The 17,501-nt window shown below is 62.7% G+C and carries 14 protein-coding genes; 8 read left to right on the plus strand and 6 right to left on the minus strand.

Translation table 11 applies throughout. The features are described 5' to 3' along the window. Positions 1 to 57 precede the first annotated feature (57 nt). From BBX50_RS16865 to BBX50_RS16875, 3 genes are all read right to left on the minus strand, one after another. Positions 58 to 3,213: an efflux RND transporter permease subunit gene (locus tag BBX50_RS16865; protein WP_065776714.1), complete on the minus strand. Its 3,156-nt coding sequence runs from the start codon at positions 3,211 to 3,213 to the stop codon at positions 58 to 60. Positions 3,214 to 3,239: 26 nt separating this feature from the next. Then, positions 3,240 to 4,382 (minus strand): efflux RND transporter periplasmic adaptor subunit, encoded by a 1,143-nt coding sequence (locus BBX50_RS16870; protein WP_083213729.1) that lies wholly within the window; start codon positions 4,380 to 4,382, stop codon positions 3,240 to 3,242. Between the two features lie 63 nt (positions 4,383 to 4,445). Then, positions 4,446 to 5,054 carry a TetR family transcriptional regulator gene (locus tag BBX50_RS16875; protein ID WP_065776481.1) on the minus strand — a complete coding sequence of 203 codons (609 nt, stop codon included), beginning with the start codon at positions 5,052 to 5,054 and terminating at the stop codon, positions 4,446 to 4,448. A 244-nt stretch (positions 5,055 to 5,298) separates the two neighbouring features. Between BBX50_RS16875 and BBX50_RS16880 the strand changes: the two genes are divergently transcribed. Continuing rightward, positions 5,299 to 6,267 (plus strand): DUF808 domain-containing protein, encoded by a 969-nt coding sequence (locus BBX50_RS16880; protein WP_065776482.1) that lies wholly within the window; start codon positions 5,299 to 5,301, stop codon positions 6,265 to 6,267. A gap of 74 nt (positions 6,268 to 6,341) precedes the next feature. On the opposite strand, the gene speB is transcribed toward BBX50_RS16880, so the two are convergent. Further along, positions 6,342 to 7,295 (minus strand): agmatinase, encoded by a 954-nt coding sequence (gene speB / locus BBX50_RS16885; protein WP_065776483.1) that lies wholly within the window; start codon positions 7,293 to 7,295, stop codon positions 6,342 to 6,344. A gap of 240 nt (positions 7,296 to 7,535) precedes the next feature. Between speB and BBX50_RS16890 the strand changes: the two genes are divergently transcribed. The 4 genes from BBX50_RS16890 to BBX50_RS16905 are packed head-to-tail and all read left to right on the plus strand — an operon-like array spanning position 7,536 to position 11,456. Beyond that, the gene (locus tag BBX50_RS16890; RefSeq protein WP_065776484.1) at positions 7,536 to 8,642 is read left to right on the plus strand and encodes an extracellular solute-binding protein; all 1,107 of its coding nucleotides are present in this window, start codon (positions 7,536 to 7,538) and stop codon (positions 8,640 to 8,642) included. A gap of 29 nt (positions 8,643 to 8,671) precedes the next feature. Continuing rightward, complete coding sequence (locus BBX50_RS16895) at positions 8,672 to 9,739, plus strand: ABC transporter ATP-binding protein (protein ID WP_065776485.1); 1,068 nt, start codon at positions 8,672 to 8,674, stop codon at positions 9,737 to 9,739. A 9-nt stretch (positions 9,740 to 9,748) separates the two neighbouring features. Further along, positions 9,749 to 10,651: an ABC transporter permease subunit gene (locus tag BBX50_RS16900; RefSeq protein WP_065776486.1), complete on the plus strand. Its 903-nt coding sequence runs from the start codon at positions 9,749 to 9,751 to the stop codon at positions 10,649 to 10,651. A gap of 10 nt (positions 10,652 to 10,661) precedes the next feature. Beyond that, a complete protein-coding gene (locus BBX50_RS16905) occupies positions 10,662 to 11,456 on the plus strand; it encodes an ABC transporter permease (RefSeq protein WP_065776487.1) in 795 nt (264 codons plus the stop codon). Positions 11,457 to 11,458: 2 nt separating this feature from the next. Here BBX50_RS16905 and BBX50_RS16910 read toward each other — a convergent pair whose 3' ends face one another. Continuing rightward, positions 11,459 to 12,343, minus strand: coding sequence for a helix-turn-helix transcriptional regulator (locus tag BBX50_RS16910; protein WP_065776488.1), 885 nt, complete (start codon positions 12,341 to 12,343; stop codon positions 11,459 to 11,461). Between the two features lie 371 nt (positions 12,344 to 12,714). Between BBX50_RS16910 and BBX50_RS16915 the strand changes: the two genes are divergently transcribed. Continuing rightward, positions 12,715 to 13,092: a cupin domain-containing protein gene (locus tag BBX50_RS16915; RefSeq protein ID WP_065776489.1), complete on the plus strand. Its 378-nt coding sequence runs from the start codon at positions 12,715 to 12,717 to the stop codon at positions 13,090 to 13,092. A 14-nt stretch (positions 13,093 to 13,106) separates the two neighbouring features. Next, a complete protein-coding gene (locus BBX50_RS16920) occupies positions 13,107 to 14,501 on the plus strand; it encodes an FAD-dependent oxidoreductase (protein WP_083213709.1) in 1,395 nt (464 codons plus the stop codon). 77 nt (positions 14,502 to 14,578) lie between these two features. On the opposite strand, the gene BBX50_RS16925 is transcribed toward BBX50_RS16920, so the two are convergent. Continuing rightward, positions 14,579 to 15,844: a Zn-dependent hydrolase gene (locus tag BBX50_RS16925; protein WP_065776490.1), complete on the minus strand. Its 1,266-nt coding sequence runs from the start codon at positions 15,842 to 15,844 to the stop codon at positions 14,579 to 14,581. Positions 15,845 to 15,986: 142 nt separating this feature from the next. On the opposite strand from BBX50_RS16925, the gene BBX50_RS16930 reads away from it, so the two are divergent. Further along, entirely contained in the window at positions 15,987 to 17,489 is a 1,503-nt protein-coding gene (locus BBX50_RS16930) for an aldehyde dehydrogenase family protein (protein ID WP_065776491.1), read from the plus strand. Positions 17,490 to 17,501 lie beyond the last annotated feature (12 nt).

The raw sequence follows: 17,501 nt of genomic DNA on the forward strand, positions 1-17,501 counted from the left end.
TCTGTCCCTGGGCGGCGTTCCGCCGCCCGTTTGGCCGCGCCGAGCGGATCGTGGCCGCTATTCCGCCGCCACGGCCGCGGGATAGCTGACCGGTGTCTGGATCTCGGCATCGATCTCGTCGGCTTTTTCCGGTCCGGCCACGCCCTTCTTGGGTTCGCGGCCGAAGAAGAGCGCATAGCCGGCGGGCAGCACCAGAATGGTCAGCACCGTTGCGACCAGAATGCCGCCCATCATGGCGTAGGCGAGCGGTCCCCAGAAGACGCCGCGGGAAATCGGGATCAGCGCCAGAACCGCCGTCAATGCCGTGAGCGTGATCGGGCGGAAGCGTCGGACGGCAGAGCCGATGATCGCCTCTGTACGATCCATGCCGGCGGCGATGTCCTGGTCGATCTGGTCGACCAGAATGATCGAGTTGCGCATGATGATGCCGAGCAGCGCGATGACGCCGAGGATCGCAACGAAGCCGAAGGGTGCGCCGCTGATCAGAAGCGCCGCAGCGGCACCGATGATGCCGAGCGGGCCGGTGGCGAGCACCAGCATCGCCTTGCCGAAATGCTGCAGCTGCACCATCAGAAGGATGACGATGACGCCCAGCATGATCGGCGCCTTGGCAGCGATCGAGGCCTGACTTTCGGCCGAATCCTCGGCCCCGCCCTGAATGGCGATCGAGTAACCGGCGGGCAGGCTGTCGCGCAGCGACTGCATGTCGCCAAACATCTTCATCGCCATGTCGTTCGGCTGGACACCATCCGGCAGGGTGCCGCGCACGGTAATGGTCGGCAGGCGGTCGCGCCGCCATTCGATGCCCTGTTCGAGCACGGGCACGACCTTGGCGACCTGCGAAAGCGGCACGAAACCACCGAAGTCGGTCGGGATGTAAATCGAGTCGACCGAGCTTAAGAGCTTGCGGCTGTCGGCCGGTTCGCGGGCGACAATCGCCACCGTCTCCTCGCCGTCGCGGAAATTGTCGAGAGGCGCACCGGTGACGCTTGCCTGCAGCATCTGGCGGATGCGCTGGGAGGTCACGCCAAGCGCACGGGCGCGATCCTGGTCGATGACCAGCTTCATGCCCGGCACCGGCTCAAGCCAATCGTCATGAACAGCGCCAAGCTCAGGGTTCTCATGGAACTTCGCCTTCACCCGGTCGGCAATGCGCCTGACCTCTTCGCGGTCCGGCCCCATGACGCGCATCTGCACCGGCCAGCCGGTCGGCGGGCCGAGGAACAGGCGATCGACCTTGGTGCGGATCGACGGGAAGTCGGAAGCAAGGATCGCGCGCATCTTGGCGATCAGCCGTTCGCGCGCCGGCTCGTCCTTGGCCATCACCAGGAGCTGGGCGAAGTTCGGATTGCGCAACTGCTGGTCGAGCGGCAGGAAGAAGCGCGGGGCGCCCTCGCCGATATAGGTGGCGATGAAGCGCTTGTCTTCGTCGTCCATCATGCGGGCTTCGAGTGCCTTGGCCTGCTTCTCCACTTCCTTGATGCTGCTGCCCTCGGGCAGCCAGAGATCGACGAGAATTTCCGGCCGCGACGATTGCGGGAAGAAGTTCTTCGGAATGAACTGGAAAGCCCAGAGGCTGACGAAGAAGATGACGAGCGTCGTCGACAGAACGATAATGCGGTGGCGCACGGCCCAGGTGACCGTCGAGCGCAGGTTGCGATAGAAGCGCGTGTCGAAGACGTCGTGATGGTTGCCCGCGTGGCTGCGCTGCTTCAGGAGCATGTTGCCAAGCCAGGGCGTGAAGTAGACCGCCACAAACCAGGAGACGACCAGCGCGATGCCGACCACATAAAACAGCGAGCGCACATATTCGCCGGCGGTGGAGGCAGCGAAGCCGACGGGAATGAAACCGGCCGTGGTGATCAACGTGCCGGTCAGCATCGGAAAGGCGGTGGAGGTATAGGCGAAGCTTGCGGCCTCGACCTTGACGAGCCCCTCCTCCAGCTTTCGCTCCATCATTTCCACCACGATCATGGCGTCGTCGACCAGAAGACCGAGCGCAATGATCAGTGCGCCGAGCGAGATGCGCTGCAAATCGATGCCGAGTTCGTACATGATGGCAAAGGTCGCAGCCAGTACCAGCGGGATCGTGATCGCGATCACCAGCCCCGAGCGCCAGCCGATCGACAGGAACGACACGACGAGCACGATCACCAAAGCCTCGCCGAGCGCCTTCATGAATTCGCCGACCGCTTCTTTCACCACTTCCGGCTGGTTGGAAACCTGGTCGACCTTGACGCCATAGGGCAAGGACGACTCGAAGCGTTCATAGGTCGCCTCGACCGCCTTGCCGACATCGGTCACCTTGAAGCCTTTGGCCATGACGACGCCGATCTGCACGCTGTCCTGACCGTTGAAGCGGAACTTGCGCGAATAGGGATCCTCGAGCCCGGAGCTTACCGTGGCGATATCGCCGAGGCGGGTGATCTGACCACCCGCCCGAAGCCGGAGGTTCTTCAGATCCTCGACCTTATCGAGGCTGCCTTCCACGGAAATGCGCACTGAGCGCGTGCCGGTGTCGACGGAGCCGGCCGGATCGATGTTGTTCTGGCCGGCAATCGTGTTGCGCAGGTCGTTGAGTGTCAGGCCGCGTTCAGCCAGCACTTGCGAGGAGACGTCGATATAGATCTTCTCCGGCTGGTCGCCGATGATCACAGCCTTCTCGACGCCCGGCGTCGTCAACAGCATGTCACGCGCCTGGATCGCGAATTTCTTTAGCTCCGGATAGCTGTATCCCTCGCCGCTCAGCGAATTGAGCGTGATGAAGGTGTCGCCAAACTCGTCGTTGAAATAGGGACCGAGCAGACCTTCCGGCAGTTCGTTGGAAATGTCGCCGACCTTCTTGCGGACCTGGTAGAAGGCGTCGGCCACCTGCTGCGCGTTGGTGTCGCCCTCGACCTGCAGGGTGATGATCGCGCTGCCCGCGCGGGTGTAGGAGCGCACGAAATCGAGATGAGGCGTTTCCTGCAGCTTGCGCTCGATCTTGTTGACGACCTGATCCTGCATTTCCTCGATCGAGGCACCGGGCCAGAAAGCCTGCACAACCATGACGCGGAAGGTGAAGTCCGGGTCTTCCTTCTGCCCCATGCGCATCAGGCCGAAAGCGCCGGCAAGAATGATGAGGCCAAACAGGAAGCGCGCCATGCTTGGATGCGCGATCGCCCAGCGCGAAAGGTTGAAGGGCCGCTTTTCTTCGGAGGAGGAGGTGGTCATCGGCTCGTTTCCGCGGTTCTTGGGCATCAGCGAACGAGGCGGGCTTCGCCTGCCGAAGCAGACTGGTGCGCCGTCTCGTTGGAGATCGTCACTTTGAGATCATCGGTCATGAACTGCGTTCCGGCGGCGACGACGAGATCACCGACATTGAGGCCATCCGTGACCCGGACACCGTCACCGGTGAAATCGGCGAGCGTGACCGGACGGCTGCGGACCGTTTCCGTGCCGCGGTCGACGACCCAGACGATCGGATAACCATCCTTCTGCGCCAGCGCGCTCAAAGGCACGGAGACGAAGGGGACGCTATTGCCAGTGGAAGCTTCAACGGTCGCCGTCATGCCGAGCAGGACCCGCGGATCGTTGGGCAGACTGACGCGCACCGAGAAGGTGCGTGACTGCTGGTCGGCGCTGCCGGCGACCTCGCGCACAGTCCCGTCGAGCGACAGGCCTGCATCCGACCAGATCCCGATCTCGACCGGCAGGCCCGCGCGGAAATTGGCGATCTCCGTCTCGGGTACCGCGACCTGGACTTCCTTTTCGCCTTCGACGGCGACGGTCGCAACCGGCGTTCCGGAGCCGACGACCTGGCCGACATCGGCATTGATCGTGGTGACGATACCGGGCCGATCGGCGACGAGGCTCGTATAGACGACCTGGTTCTGCGCCTGGGACAATGCCGACTTCGCGGCGTCGCGGGTGGCTGTGGCCTGGTTGTAGCTCAGCACCGCCTGATCGAATTGCGCCTGCGAGGCGAACTTCCTGGCAAGCAGCTGCTCGGCGCGATCGCGCACGAGCTTGACCGTCTCGACCTGACGCTCGGCCGCATCCAGATTGGCTGAAGCGCTGCGGACCGCGAGCTCATAGTCGGTCGCATCGATACGAGCGAGCAGATCTCCGACCTTCACACGGTCACCGACATTGACGACGCGCTCGACGATTTTGCCGCTGACGCGGAAGCCGAGGTTCATTTCGGTTCGCGCCCGAACGGAACCGGAATAGCTGAGCTGACGCACATTGTCGGTCTGGGCGATCTCGACAACCTTGACCGGCCGGACGGCTTCAGTGGTTTCGGCCTTTTCCTCGGAGCAGCCGACCAGCGCTATCGAGAGGGTCGAGAGGAGCGCGGCAGTGGCAAAGAATGAAATACGGCGGCGAAATTCAATAGGCATAAACATATTCCCACTCCTGAAATGAGGCCGACGCCGCGCCACGCAGCACCGGAAGTATTCCGGCTAGACCGTCAGCGCCTTGATCGCGAATTCAATGACCTCTTCCGGGCTCACACGGTCAGACTTGTTCAGACATTGAGCGACCATTTGCGGATGGCAGAGCGTGATGGTCGCGGCACCAAAGCAACGCGACGCCACATCGGCGTCCTGTTCCGGGAATTCGCCGGCAGCGATCCCTTCGCGAATGACATCGGCGAGAAGCGCGTCGATCCGTTCGATATGCTTGTCTATGACGTGCCAGTCGCGTTCGATGGCGACGACGACCATCTCGTGCACCTTCGTGTCGTCAAGCATGAGCTCGACCGTCATCTGGTGCTGTGCATGCACGTAACGGCGCAGGCGCTCGCGCGCGCTCAACGGCAGCTGGCAGATCTCCTGTGCCATCTGGTAGCTGGCCGCAAGCATGCGTGCGCAAAGTGCCTGATGGATCTCGGTCTTCGACGCGAAGAAGCGATAGATGTTCGCCGGCGACATGCCGAGCTCGCGGGCGATATCGGCAACATTGGTCTTGCTGTAGCCGAAATGCCGGAACAACCCCTCCGCGGCATCGAGAATGCGCGTGATGTTGTCCTGCCGCGTCTGCTCCGCAACGGTATCGCTGGTCACCGGCATTCCCTGCCTTTCAGTTTACGATTTACGACTGACGAATTTTGTATTTCGTCAGTCGTAAATCGAAATGGGACAATGGTCAATGGTAAAAGACCAGTTCGGCGATCACGATTTGGGACCGGCGACGGTCAGCAAATCCCCGCCGGCCCCTCACGGACGCCCTTGCGGGCCCAATGGCCGTTGACTCGACACGCTCTGGTGGTTAGTGGCGCAAATCACGCACTCTGCTCGAAAGGGTTAACAAACCATGGCCACCGGTCTCATCGCTCTCCTCGACGACATTGCAGCGATCGCCAAAATGGCGGCCGCGTCGCTGGACGACGTTGCCGCCCAAACGGCGAAGGCCAGCGCCAAGGCGGCCGGGGTGGTCATCGATGACGCAGCGGTGACCCCGCGCTATGTGGTGGGGCTGACGCCTGAGCGAGAACTGCCGATCATCGCGCGCATTGCCTACGGTTCGCTCAAGAACAAGCTGCTCTTCCTTCTGCCCGGCGCGCTCCTGCTCAGCTACTTCGCCCCCTGGGCGATCACGCCGCTATTGATGCTGGGCGGCATCTATCTCTGCTACGAAGGAGCCGAGAAGCTTTATGGCGCCGTTTTCCCGCATGCGGCCCACGCCCATGAAGAGGCGGTGCTCGGCGAGAAGAGCGATCCGGCAGCGCTTGAGAACGAGAAAATTTCCGGCGCCATCCGCACCGACTTCATTCTGTCGGCCGAGATCATGGCGCTGACGCTGTCGACGGTCGCCGATGCGGGCATCTACATGCAGGGTGCGGTTTTGGCGGGCGTCGGCATCCTGATCACGCTCGCCGTCTACGGCGTCGTGGCGCTGATCGTCAAAGCCGACGATGCCGGCGTCGCGCTGGCGAAGAACCCGCTGTCGGCCTTGCGCCTCTTCGGTCGCGGGCTCGTTCTTGGCATGCCGATCTTCCTGAAAGTTCTGGCCGCAATCGGCACGGCCGCCATGCTCTGGGTCGGCGGCAGCATCCTCGTGCACGGCATGGCGCAACTCGGTCAGGCCGGGCCGGAGCATTTCATCCACGACATATCAGAGGGCGTCGCCCATGCGCTGGCGTTCGCCCCGGGCGTTATCGGCTGGCTCACGACCTCGGCGCTCCAGGCGCTGCTTGCCATCCTGGTCGGTGGCGCAACGATCATCGTGATGGGCAGCATCGTCGCGCCGATCTGGAAGCAGCTGCGGCCGGCAAAGAGCTAGGGCCCCCGCGGGATCTATGGAGTGGGAGGCCGCTTCAGGCCTCCCGGCAATCCGTCTGCGGTTTCTCCGCTAGCCTAGCGCTTGTACTTAACACCCGGCAGAACGCAGAGCATTTCATAAAGCAGGTTCGCCGCGGTGATCGCCGTCGTTCCGGTTGTGTCGAACGGCGGGCTCACTTCCACGAGATCGGCGCCGACGAGATTGAGTCCGCGGCAGCCGCGGATGATTTCGATCGCCTGGATGACGGTCAGCCCGCCGATCTCGGGCGTGCCGGTGCCGGGCGCATAGGCCGGATCGAGGCTATCAATGTCGAAGGTCAGATAGGTTTTGTGGTCACCGATCCTGGCGCGGATCTTTTCGATCAGCGGCACGAGCGACTTGTGCCAGCATTCCTCGGCCGGGACGACGGTGAAGCCCTTGTCGCGCGACCAATCAAAGTCGTCGGACGCATAGCCGGTGCCGCGCAGACCGATCTGGAAGACGAGGTTGGGATTGAGGCAACCATCCTCGAAGGCGCGGCGAAACGGCGTGCCGTGTGCAATCTTTTCGCCGAACATCGTGTCGTTGATATCCGCATGGGCGTCGACATGGATGAGCGCGACCGGCCCATGTTTTTCGGCAATCGCCTTCAGGATCGGATAGCTGATCGTGTGATCGCCGCCGAGCGTCAGCGGAATGCAATCATGCTTGAGGATCTCACCGATGTTGCGGGTGATGATCTCCATGTTGGCCGGCAGGTTGAAGGTGTTGATGGCGATGTCGCCGATGTCGGCCACCTGCAGGCTTTCAAAGGGGGCAGCGCCCGTCGCCATGTTGTAGGGGCGGATCATCACGGATTCGGCGCGGATCTGGCGCGGCCCGTAGCGCGTTCCGGAACGGTTGGAGGCGCCGATATCCATGGGGATGCCAACGAAGCAGGCATCGAGGCCCGCCGCCGACGTCGCGGCCGGAAGGCGCATCATCGTTCCCGGACCGCCGAAACGGGGCATGTCGTTGCCGCCGAGCGGCTGGTTGAATATCTCTTCCATGGAGGCTCTCCCTTTTGATTTCGCCGGAACCTATCAGGCGCTGCGGACCGAGAAATGCCCATTGATCGAATGTTACTTCGATCGCGATCAAACCAATACGTCCAACACAGCGAAGGCAGGCGTCGATTGCCATGTACGACGGCGCCCGGCCTGCCGCACCTAGCCAAAGGGAGTGTTGCCCTCGCAGGACCCGCCGATCACTTTGGCGAAAACAATAATACGATGTCCTTGGGAGGAACCATGCAAAACTTAACTCGCACCGCCCTGCGCTCCATCGTTGCGGCATCGCTCGCCGCCATCTCGGCCTCAACCACGGCCCAGGCGCAGGACAAGCTCTTCATCTACAATTTCTCCGACTACTTTGCCGAAGACACGGTCTCGAACTTCCAGGCGCGCACCGGCGTCGAGACGCGGGTCGACTTCTACGATTCGCTCGAAGTTCTCGAAACCCGCCTGCTTGCCGGCGGCAGCGGCTTCGACGTCGCCTTTCCGAGTGCCACGGTCGGTGAACGCCTCATTCAATCCGGCGCGCTGAAGCCGATCGATGTGACGGCCCTTAAGAATTACGGCAATCTCGACAAGGACTTGCTGAAGCTCGTTGCCGAGCATGACCCGGAGAACAAGTACCTGGTCCCCTACATGTGGCTGACCACAGGCGTCGCCTACAATGCCAAGCTCGTGAGCGAGCGCCTGCCCAATGCACCTGTCAATAGCCTCGACATGTTCTTCAAGCCCGAGGTCGCGGAAAAATTCCAGGACTGCGGCATCGGCATCGTCGACGCGCCGAACGAAGTGATCCCGATCGCCCTCAACTATCTCGGCCTCGACCCATACTCCACCAAGCCTGATGATCTCGACAAGGCGAAGGAACTGCTGCTGAAGCTTCGTCCCTACATCCGCCACATGCAGAGCGGCCAGCTCGTGGCCGACATGGCCTCCGGTCAGCTCTGCCTGGCGCTGATGTGGAGCGGCGACGCCGGCATTGCCGCTGCTCGCGCCGAAGAGGCGGAGACCGGCGTCAAGGTCGACTATTCGATCCCGAAGGAGGGCACGATCATCTCCTTTGACACGATGGCGATCCCTGCCGATGCGCCTGATGCGGAGCAGGCGCTCGCCTTCATCGACTATATCCTCGAGCCGAAGACAGTCGCCGCAATCAGCAACCATGTCTTCTACGCCAACGCCAATGCGGCGGCGACCGCTGAGGTGGAAGCGGGGATCCGCGACAACCCGAACATCTACCCTCCTGCCGAGGTCCGCTCCAAGCTCTTCGTCGACAAGTCGCTGCCGCCGCGCCAGACGCGCGAGCGCACCCGCGTCTGGTCGGCGTTCAGGGCCGGCCAGTAAGCGATCCGACAACAGCAGGACCAGACCCCGTGCAATCCTATATTTCGATCGAGAACCTGGCGAAGTCCTATGGCGTCGTCAGTGCCGTCAACAACATCAGCCTCGGCATCGAGAAGGGGGAGTTCTTCTCCCTTCTCGGGCCCTCCGGCTGCGGAAAGTCAACGCTGCTGCGGATGATCGCCGGCTTCGAGACGCCGACCTCCGGCGCGATCAAGCTGGAAGGGGCCGATGTCACCGACGTTCCGGCGCATCGGCGGCCGACCAACATGATGTTCCAGTCCTATGCGCTGTTCCCGCATCTGACGGTTGGCAGGAACATCGCCTTCGGATTGCAGCAGGACGGTCTCGCCAAGAGCGAGATCAAGAAGCGCATCGACGAGGTGGCGGAGAAACTGCAGCTCGCGGCGATGCTTGATCGCAAGCCGGCGCAGCTTTCCGGCGGCCAGCGCCAGCGCGTGGCGCTCGCCCGCGCCCTGGTCAAGCGACCGAAGGTTTTGCTTCTCGACGAGCCACTGGGTGCGCTCGACAAGAACCTGCGCACCGAAACCCAGCTCGAACTGGTTCGCCTGCAAAGGGAGCTCAGCCTCACCTTCATCATCGTCACCCACGACCAGCATGAGGCGATGACTGTTTCCACCCGCATCGCCATCATGAAGCAAGGGCAAGTGCTGCAGGTGGGCACGCCGTCAGAAGTCTACGAAACGCCGCAGTCTCGCTATGTTGCAAAGTTCCTCGGCGAAACCAACGTCTTTGCCGGCGGGCGTGCTCAGCGGAATGGAGATGAACTGCAGATCGAAAGTGACGAGGCTGGCGGCCGGCTGCATGCGGCCTTTACCGACCGCGTCGCGCTCGACGCGCCATACTGGGTCTCGGTCCGGCCAGAACGGGTGGAACTTGCGACTTCGGGCAGCGGCCTCGAAGGCACCGTGGAACAACTCACCTATACCGGCGTCGAGCGGCACTACCGGGTAAGGCTGAAGTCGGGCGCGACGCTCGACGCGCGCCGCGTCAACCACGGCACCGAGAGCGATCTCGGCGTCGGCGATCGTGTCTTCGCAAGCTGGTCGCCGCAGGCGAGCCGGCTTCTGGCCGAGTAGGAGGTCGCCATGTCCACGGTAGCGACATCGTTTGAAAAGGCGAACTGGGGCAAGCGGCTCCTCATCGCCATCCCCTACGCCTGGCTCCTGGTCCTGTTCCTGGCGCCCTTCGCCCTAGTCGCCGGCATCAGCCTTTCGACCGTGCGTCTTGGCATGCCACCCTTCGAGCCGCTGACAGCCTGGGACGGATCGATCCTCAATCTCCGGCTCAACTTCGAGAACTTCCTCTATGTTCTCACCGACGATACCTATCTGCTGGCCTATCTGACGAGCCTCAAGATTGCGGCGATTTCGACCGCCGCCATGCTCCTCATCGCCTATCCGCTCGCCTATGGCATCGCCTCGTGTGCGCCGTCCTCGCGCTCTCTGCTGGTCTTCCTGGTGATCGTTCCCTTCTGGAGCTCGATGCTGATCCGCGTCTATTCCTGGATGAGCATTCTGCGGAACGACGGTCTCCTGAACGCGCTGCTATTGAAGCTTGGCCTGATCGCCGAGCCGCTGCGCATCCTCAACACCGAGACGGCGATCTATATCGGCATCATCTACACCTACCTGCCCTTCATGGTCCTGCCGATCTATTCGAACCTGAGCAGCGCCGATAAGACGCTGATCGAGGCGGCCAGAGACCTCGGCTGCTCGCGGATTTCCGCCTTCTGGCGGGTCACCTTCCCCTTGAGCCTTCCCGGTGTCTTGGCCGGCTGTGCCCTGGTCTTCATCCCCGTCGTCGGCGAATTCGTGATCCCGGATCTTTTGGGTGGCGCCGACACGCAGATGATCGGCCGCGCCATCTGGCTCGAATTCTTCAACAACCGTGACTGGCCAATGGCCGCCGCCGTGACCATCGTGCTCATGGCGCTGCTCGTGGTGCCGATCGTCTATTTCCAATCGCGCCAATCGCGCGAACGAACCTGAGGAGCTGGCCATGACGAAACCAAGCTGGTTCAATCGGCTGTCGATCCTGTTCGGCTTCGCCTTCCTCTACCTGCCGATCGTCGTGCTCGTCATCTACAGCTTCAACGGCTCGAAGCTCGTGACGGTCTGGGGCGGCTTCTCGACCCAATGGTACGCGACGGTCCTCAGCAACCCGTCGATCATTGAAGGTGCGAAGGTCAGTTTCCTCGTCGCCGCCGTCTCGGCAACGGCGGCAACGATCCTCGGCACGCTCGCCGCTGTCGTCATGGTGCGGCTCCGGCGCTTCCGCGGCCGGGCGCTGCTCAACGGCATGCTGCTTGCCCCGATGGTGATGCCGGAAGTGGTGATGGCCGTCTCGATGCTTCTGATGTTCGTGACGCTCGGGATCGACCGCGGCCCGCTCACCATCACGCTCGCCCACACCACCTTCACTTTGTGCTTTGCGACCGTGGTGCTGCAATCTCGGCTGGTTGAACTCGACCCGTCTCTGGAAGAGGCGGCGCGCGACCTCGGCTGCCCGCCGCCCAAGGCCTTCGTCAGCGTTGCCTTACCGAACATGGTCCCGGCCATCGTTTCCGCCTGGCTCCTGTCCTTCACCCTGTCGCTCGATGATCTCGTCATCTCGAGCTTCACGACGGGTCCGGGTGCATCGACCCTGCCGATGAAGATTTACTCGCAGATCAAGTTCGGCGTGACGCCTGAGATCAATGCGATCTCGACGATCATCCTCGGCATCGTGGTGCTGGGGCTGGTGGCCGCGCAACTGGTGTCGCGACGCTCGGAACAGAAGGCGAGCGTCGCCTAGTGCTAATGCGCGACGAGCGCACCGCCAGGAGCCAAATACGTGGCGAGCGGATCTTCGAAGGCGTTGCGTGCCGACGAAACGGAATCGATGAACAGCGAAAACAGCGCCGTCTGCGAGGTGATGTCGAGCTTGGCATAGAGGTTGCGCCGGTGCAGCTTGACGGTCGCCGGCGAGATGCCAAGCTTTTCCGCAGCACCCTTGACCGAGTAGCCGCGCAGGATCATCTGCCCAACCTGGCATTCGCGATCGGTGAGCAGGCTGCGGCCGAAGTTGCGGATCGCCTGCGCCAGGGCGCTTTGAAGCGGCGAGCCCTCATCTCCAAGGCTTTCGGGCCGGAGATCGCGATAATGCCGGAGCACAGCCATGCTCAGCAGCGGCGCCGCAGTCTGCAGGAAATCCTGATCCTCGGCGCTGAAGGCGGCGTGCGAATGGCGGCGCGCCAACGAGATCGCAACCTTGGTGTCGGCGTCGAGGCTGATGAAGACGTTGAATTCGTCATGCAGGCCCGAATGCCGGTAGTAATCCCGATAGTATTGCGACCGATCGTATGAGGGGTCGATCTGCTTCAGCCGGTAGAGACCGTCATCACCATTGTCGAGCGCCAGCCGATAGAACGGATCCATCTGGTATGGGCCCTGCAGGTAGGCGCGGATATCCGACAACCCCTTGTCCGTACGCCAGTCGTTGAACAGGATCTTCGGCGCAGCACCACGACGATAAAGCAGCATCAACCCCGCATCGATGGCGATGTGCCGTTTGAGCGTCTCAGCCATTCGATCCTGAAAGTCCGAGCAGCCAACGCTCGTCATCAGCGACAGGGCCAGATCGCCCATCCCCGATGGCTGCTGCGCAGTCGCGCCCAGCTTGGTGATCATGTTGTCGGTCATGATGGTCTCCTCCGCGGGTACATTAGGCGAAGGTTTATTTCGTCGCAAGTAACGGATTTTCACTGCGGGATTTCCAAAACTATCATTTACCAAGGCAAAACAACGGCAAAGCTTGCGAAACCTCAGCAGGACAAGGGCTCGTCAGCCTTGTCGATGCTGCATTCGAAGCCTTGAACCTAGCCCTTTGGCGTATTCCGGACGTTGCAACCCCCACCTAGAAACAAGACAAGCCGGGCGCTGAAGCGGCGGCAAGTGGAGTGGGAGCGACGGTTCAAGCGTTCCGGACGACGCCCCCTTCCGCACGAAACCCGACAACGAAACTGGAGCGGCCGGTCGTGCCAACCGCTCACCATCTTAGAACTGGAGTGAACATGTCGAAGGTTATCAAACTCGGCCGCAACGGTGTTGGCCTGCGCGAGCTGGAGAAATGCAGTGCCGTCCCGCCGGAGGCAATCCTCTCCGGCTTTGCCGACGAACTTGGCGACGTGCATTTCGAAAGCCCGGACAAAGCTGTTGTCATCGGCACCTGGCAGTCGACGCCCTACGCCGAAATGCTCTCCTATCCCGACGGCAACGAATACAGCGTCATCCTCTCCGGCAAGGTCGCGATCACCAACCCTGATGGCTCGATCGAGACCTTCTCGGCCGGCGAGAGCTACATCCTGCCGGCCGGCGTCGAGGTTCGTTTCGAAGTGATCGAGACGATGCGCAAGGTCTACGTCCTCTACACCGCACCCGCCGCGAACTGATGTGAGGCGTCCCCATGACCAAGGTAAGAAGCAAAGCGCTTGCAGACGTGACGATGACGCCCTTCTGGCTCGACCGGGCGGATGCGCCTGAGCCGAAAGAGCGGCTGACGCGTCACCTCAGGGCCGACCTGCTCGTCGTCGGCGGCGGCTTTACCGGGTTGTGGGGTGCCATCCAGGCGAAACAACGCCAGCCCGAGATCGATGTCGTCTTGATCGAGAAGGGCTCGGTCGCCAACGGGGCCTCGGGCCGGCCGGGCGGCGTCGTCTCGACCTCGGTGATGCACGGACTGTCGAACGCAGTGCGCATCTTTCCGAAGGACATCGCCGCTCTCGAAAGGCTCGGCCAGGAGAACATGCACGGCTTCCTGCAGACGGTCGAGGAGCATGCGATCGACTGTCATGCGGAATGGGGCGGCGAGTTGACGGTCGCGGTCGACGACGCCCATATCGAGGCGCTGCACGAGGAGCACGAACTGCACCTCAAATATGGTCATCAGGCGGTCTTCCTCGACCAGAGCGCCGTGCGCGCCGAGATCAATTCGCCGCGCTACAAGGCCGGCGTCTGGTCGAAGCATATCTGCGGCACCGTTCACCCGGCCCTGCTCGCCTTCGGGCTGAAGCGCGTGGCACTTACCCTCGGCGTCCAGATTTTCGAGAACACCGAACTGACAGGTCTCGAAGACCTCGGCAACAGCATGAAGGCCAACACGCCGTCCGGCAGCGTGACTGCCCCCAAGGTGCTGCTTGCCACCAACGCCTTTGCCTCCGGCCACAAGAAGATCAAGCACCGGGTCGTCGCCGTGCGTGACCGGGTGCTGGCCACCGAACCGTTGTCGGCGGAGCGTTTGGCGGCGATCGGCTGGACCCATCGGCAGGGCGTCTACGACACCCGCACGCAGATGAACTACATGCGGCTCACCAAGGACAACCGCATCATCTTCGGCGGTCGGCTTGCCTACGCCTTTGCGGGCGACCCGTTTCCCTCGGTCGACAAGGAGCTTGATACCTACGAACCGCTGGCGGCCGCCTTCTTCGATACGTTCCCGCAGCTCGAGGGGCTGCGTTTCAGTCACGCCTGGAGCGGTCCGATCGACCTCAGCACCCGCATGGCTGTGCATTTCCAGCGCTACTACGCCGACAAGGTCGTCTATGCCGGCGGTTACTCCGGCTTTGGCGTCTCGGCCTCCCGCTTCGGCGCACGCATCGCGCTCGATATCCTCGACGGTTCGAAAACACCGGAAAGCCGGCTGGATTTCGCCACCAGCCTGCCGAACGCCATCCCACCGGAACCGTTCCGCTGGCTCGGCGCGCAGATCACCATGTACGCGCTCGACACCGCCGACAAATCCGGCGGCTGGCGTAAGCCTTGGCTGAAAATGGTCTCGGCGATGGGCTTTCCGCTCAGCTGACGCGCCGGCCAGGCGGTCGAGCGACCCGCATGGTCGGCGGACACAGGAACAGAGCGCTCGCCGGCTTTGCGCCGAATTCAGGCAGGAGTCGCAAATTCGCCGGCAAGCGGGATCATTGCGCGGGCCCGCGCCAATGCCACATCCAGCAGCACGCTTGCGCCAGCAGCAACGTCGGCGGGAGCGGCATATTCGCGGGGGTTGTGGCTGACCCCATCGCGGCAGGGAACGAAGATCATCGTTGTCGGCACCCGTCTCGCCAGATTGAAGGCATCATGCCCTGCGCCGGAGACAATGTCGCGGTGCGTCAGCCCGCGCTCCCTGGCGCTTGTTCTGACCGCCTCGATCAACACGCGATCAAAAGCGATCACCGGCGAATGCCAGGTCAGGCGTCCCTGTAGATCGATCTCCGCGTGGCCCTGGCGGAGCGCGTCGAGCCCGTCCATGAACCGCTGGTGCATCTTGTCGAGAACCGCCTTGTCGGGATGCCTGAGATCGACCGTCATGTCGGCGCGCCCCGGAACCACGTTGATTGCGCCCGGCGACAGCTCGATCTTGCCGATGGTGCAGCGCGCAGCCTCATCTGTCCGGCCGATAGCCTGAACCAAACCGATCACATGCATGAGCATCGGCACCGGGTCCTTGCGTAGCGCCATCGGCACCGGCCCCGCATGGGTCTCCTCGCCGACAACCGATATCTCGTACCAGCGGATGCCCTGCCCGCCGGTGACGACGCCGATGGTCTTTGCTTCCGCCTCAAGGATCGGCCCCTGCTCGATGTGCAGTTCGATGTAACAATCGGCGTCAGGGAGACCGGGCATCGGTTCGCCATCGTATCCATGCCGGTTGATTTCGTCGGCGAGCGTTATCCCTCCGCCATCGCGGGCGGCCAAGGTCGTTTCCAGATCGAGGAGGCCGCAGGCGACGCCCGAGCCCATCATGGCCGGTTGAAAGCGGCATCCCTCCTCATTCGTCCAGACGCAAAGGTCGATTGGTCGGTCCGTTTCCACCGTCCTGTCGTCCAAGGTTTCCAGAACCTCGAGCCCTGCGAGCACACCGAGCACGCCATCAAAGCGGCCACCGGTCGGCTGGGTATCGAGATGGCTGCCGATGAGCACCGGGGTGGCGGCGGGATCGCTGCCCGGACGGCGAACGAAAAGGTTGCCGACCCGATCCTTGCGGACCCGGTATCCACGCGCTTCGCACCAGCCAAGGAACAGTTTGCGGCCCGCCTCGTCCATATCGGAAAGCGCCTGCCGGCAGGAGCCGCCCCCCGACGTGGCGCCGATTTCGGCCATGGCCATCAGCCGCGCCCACAACCGCTCTCCATCAACACCGTGCCGCATCCCATCCTCCTTGCGCAGTCGTTCATCCAGATCAGCTTCCTAGGCCCGTCGAAAGGGCACCAGTCACCCATGTGGGGGACTGTGATGACGACCGCTCCCCTCGCTACAACAAGACAGGAGTGCACAACCGTGGAGGCAGGTCATGGACACGATACCGGACAGAAGATGGCACCGCATCGCGGAAGCGCTCCGGCCCGAGACGCGATTGCTGATCGACGGGCAGTTTCGGGCAGCGACGGCTGGCGAGACGCTCGCCTCGATCAATCCGGCGACGGGCGCACTCATCGCCCAGGTCGCTTGCGCCAGCGCCAACGATATCGAGATGGCCTGCGATGTCGCCGCAAAGCGGTTCCGGCAGGGCGTGTGGTCTCGTTTGGCGCTAAGGAAACGCGTTGATGTTCTCGTCCGCTTTGCCGAGCTGATCGCCGAAAACCGCGATATCCTGGCGGTGCTCGATACGATGGAAATGGGCAAGCCGATCGCGGAAATGTGCGCCATTGATGTGCCCGGTGCCGTGTTGACCATGCGCTTCATGGCCGAAAGCATCGACAAGATCGCAGGCAGCGCGCCCGTCACCAATCCGGACGCGCTGCACTATATCCTGCGCCAGCCACTCGGTGTCGTTGGCTGCATCACGCCGTGGAACTACCCGCTGATGATGGCGGTCTGGAAGATCGCGCCGGCACTTGCCGCCGGAAACAGCGTCGTCCTCAAACCGGCCGAGGATACGTCGCTGAGCGCATTGCTGCTTGGCCGCCTGTTTCTCGAAGCCGGCGGGCCGGACGGGGTCCTCAACGTCGTACCGGGACGCGGTGCCGTCGCCGGCCAGGCGCTGGCGCGTTCGATGCAGGTCGAAAAGATCGCCTTTACGGGTTCGACGGCGATCGGCCGGCAGATGTATCGCTATGCCGCGGATTCGAACCTCAAGGCGGTCTCGGCCGAGCTCGGCGGCAAGTCGCCACAGATCGTCCTTGCGGATGTCGAGGATCTTTCGGCCGTGGCGGAAAAGGTCGCCGACGGGCTGTTTGGCAATCAGGGCGAGGTGTGCTCGGCAGGTTCGCGCATTCTGGTCGCCCGAAGCATTCACGACGAGTTTTGCGATCTCATCGCCGGCCACGCGGCGCGGAAGTACCGGCCGGGCGATCCCCTCGATCCCGCGACGACGATGGGTCCCCTCGTCAACAAGGTGCATCAAGGCCGCGTGCTCGACTATGTCGACGGCGCCCGCAAGGAAGGCGCGGCGCAAGTTCTTGGCGGCAGTGCTGCTGATCGGACCGCCGACGCGGCGTGTTTCGTTGAACCGACGCTCTTTGCCGGCGTCGACAACCGCATGAAGATCGCCCAGGAGGAAATCTTCGGGCCGGTCGGGGCGATCATTCCGCACGATGGTGCCGAGGATGCGGTCAAGATCGCCAACGATAGCCCCTACGGTCTTGCCGCTGGGATCTGGACCTCCAGTCTCGGCAAAGCCCACCGCATCGCCCGCGATCTCGAATGTGGCATGGTCTGGATCAACGGCTACATGAACGGCGACATGAGCCAGCCCTGGGGCGGCTGGAAGCTCTCCGGCCACGGCCGCGACAAATGTCTGCAGGCATTGATCGATAACACCCAATCCAAGTCGGTCTGGGTTACGCTCGATTGACAGCCGGCGACA

Origin of the sequence: Ensifer sp. LC11 (assembly GCF_001695835.1) — a bacterium.
Lineage (GTDB): Bacteria > Pseudomonadota > Alphaproteobacteria > Rhizobiales > Rhizobiaceae > Ensifer.

Coding starts and splice junctions, on each gene's coding strand:
- BBX50_RS16865 (WP_065776714.1), bottom strand. CDS start 3,213: ATGACCACCTCCTCCTCCGAAGAAAAGCGGCCCTTCAACCTTTCGCGC.
- BBX50_RS16870 (WP_083213729.1), bottom strand. CDS start 4,382: ATGCCTATTGAATTTCGCCGCCGTATTTCATTCTTTGCCACTGCCGCG.
- BBX50_RS16875 (WP_065776481.1), bottom strand. CDS start 5,054: ATGCCGGTGACCAGCGATACCGTTGCGGAGCAGACGCGGCAGGACAAC.
- BBX50_RS16880 (WP_065776482.1), top strand. CDS start 5,299: ATGGCCACCGGTCTCATCGCTCTCCTCGACGACATTGCAGCGATCGCC.
- speB (WP_065776483.1), bottom strand. CDS start 7,295: ATGGAAGAGATATTCAACCAGCCGCTCGGCGGCAACGACATGCCCCGT.
- BBX50_RS16890 (WP_065776484.1), top strand. CDS start 7,536: ATGCAAAACTTAACTCGCACCGCCCTGCGCTCCATCGTTGCGGCATCG.
- BBX50_RS16900 (WP_065776486.1), top strand. CDS start 9,749: ATGTCCACGGTAGCGACATCGTTTGAAAAGGCGAACTGGGGCAAGCGG.
- BBX50_RS16905 (WP_065776487.1), top strand. CDS start 10,662: ATGACGAAACCAAGCTGGTTCAATCGGCTGTCGATCCTGTTCGGCTTC.
- BBX50_RS16910 (WP_065776488.1), bottom strand. CDS start 12,343: ATGACCGACAACATGATCACCAAGCTGGGCGCGACTGCGCAGCAGCCA.
- BBX50_RS16915 (WP_065776489.1), top strand. CDS start 12,715: ATGTCGAAGGTTATCAAACTCGGCCGCAACGGTGTTGGCCTGCGCGAG.
- BBX50_RS16920 (WP_083213709.1), top strand. CDS start 13,107: ATGACCAAGGTAAGAAGCAAAGCGCTTGCAGACGTGACGATGACGCCC.
- BBX50_RS16925 (WP_065776490.1), bottom strand. CDS start 15,844: ATGCGGCACGGTGTTGATGGAGAGCGGTTGTGGGCGCGGCTGATGGCC.
- BBX50_RS16930 (WP_065776491.1), top strand. CDS start 15,987: ATGGACACGATACCGGACAGAAGATGGCACCGCATCGCGGAAGCGCTC.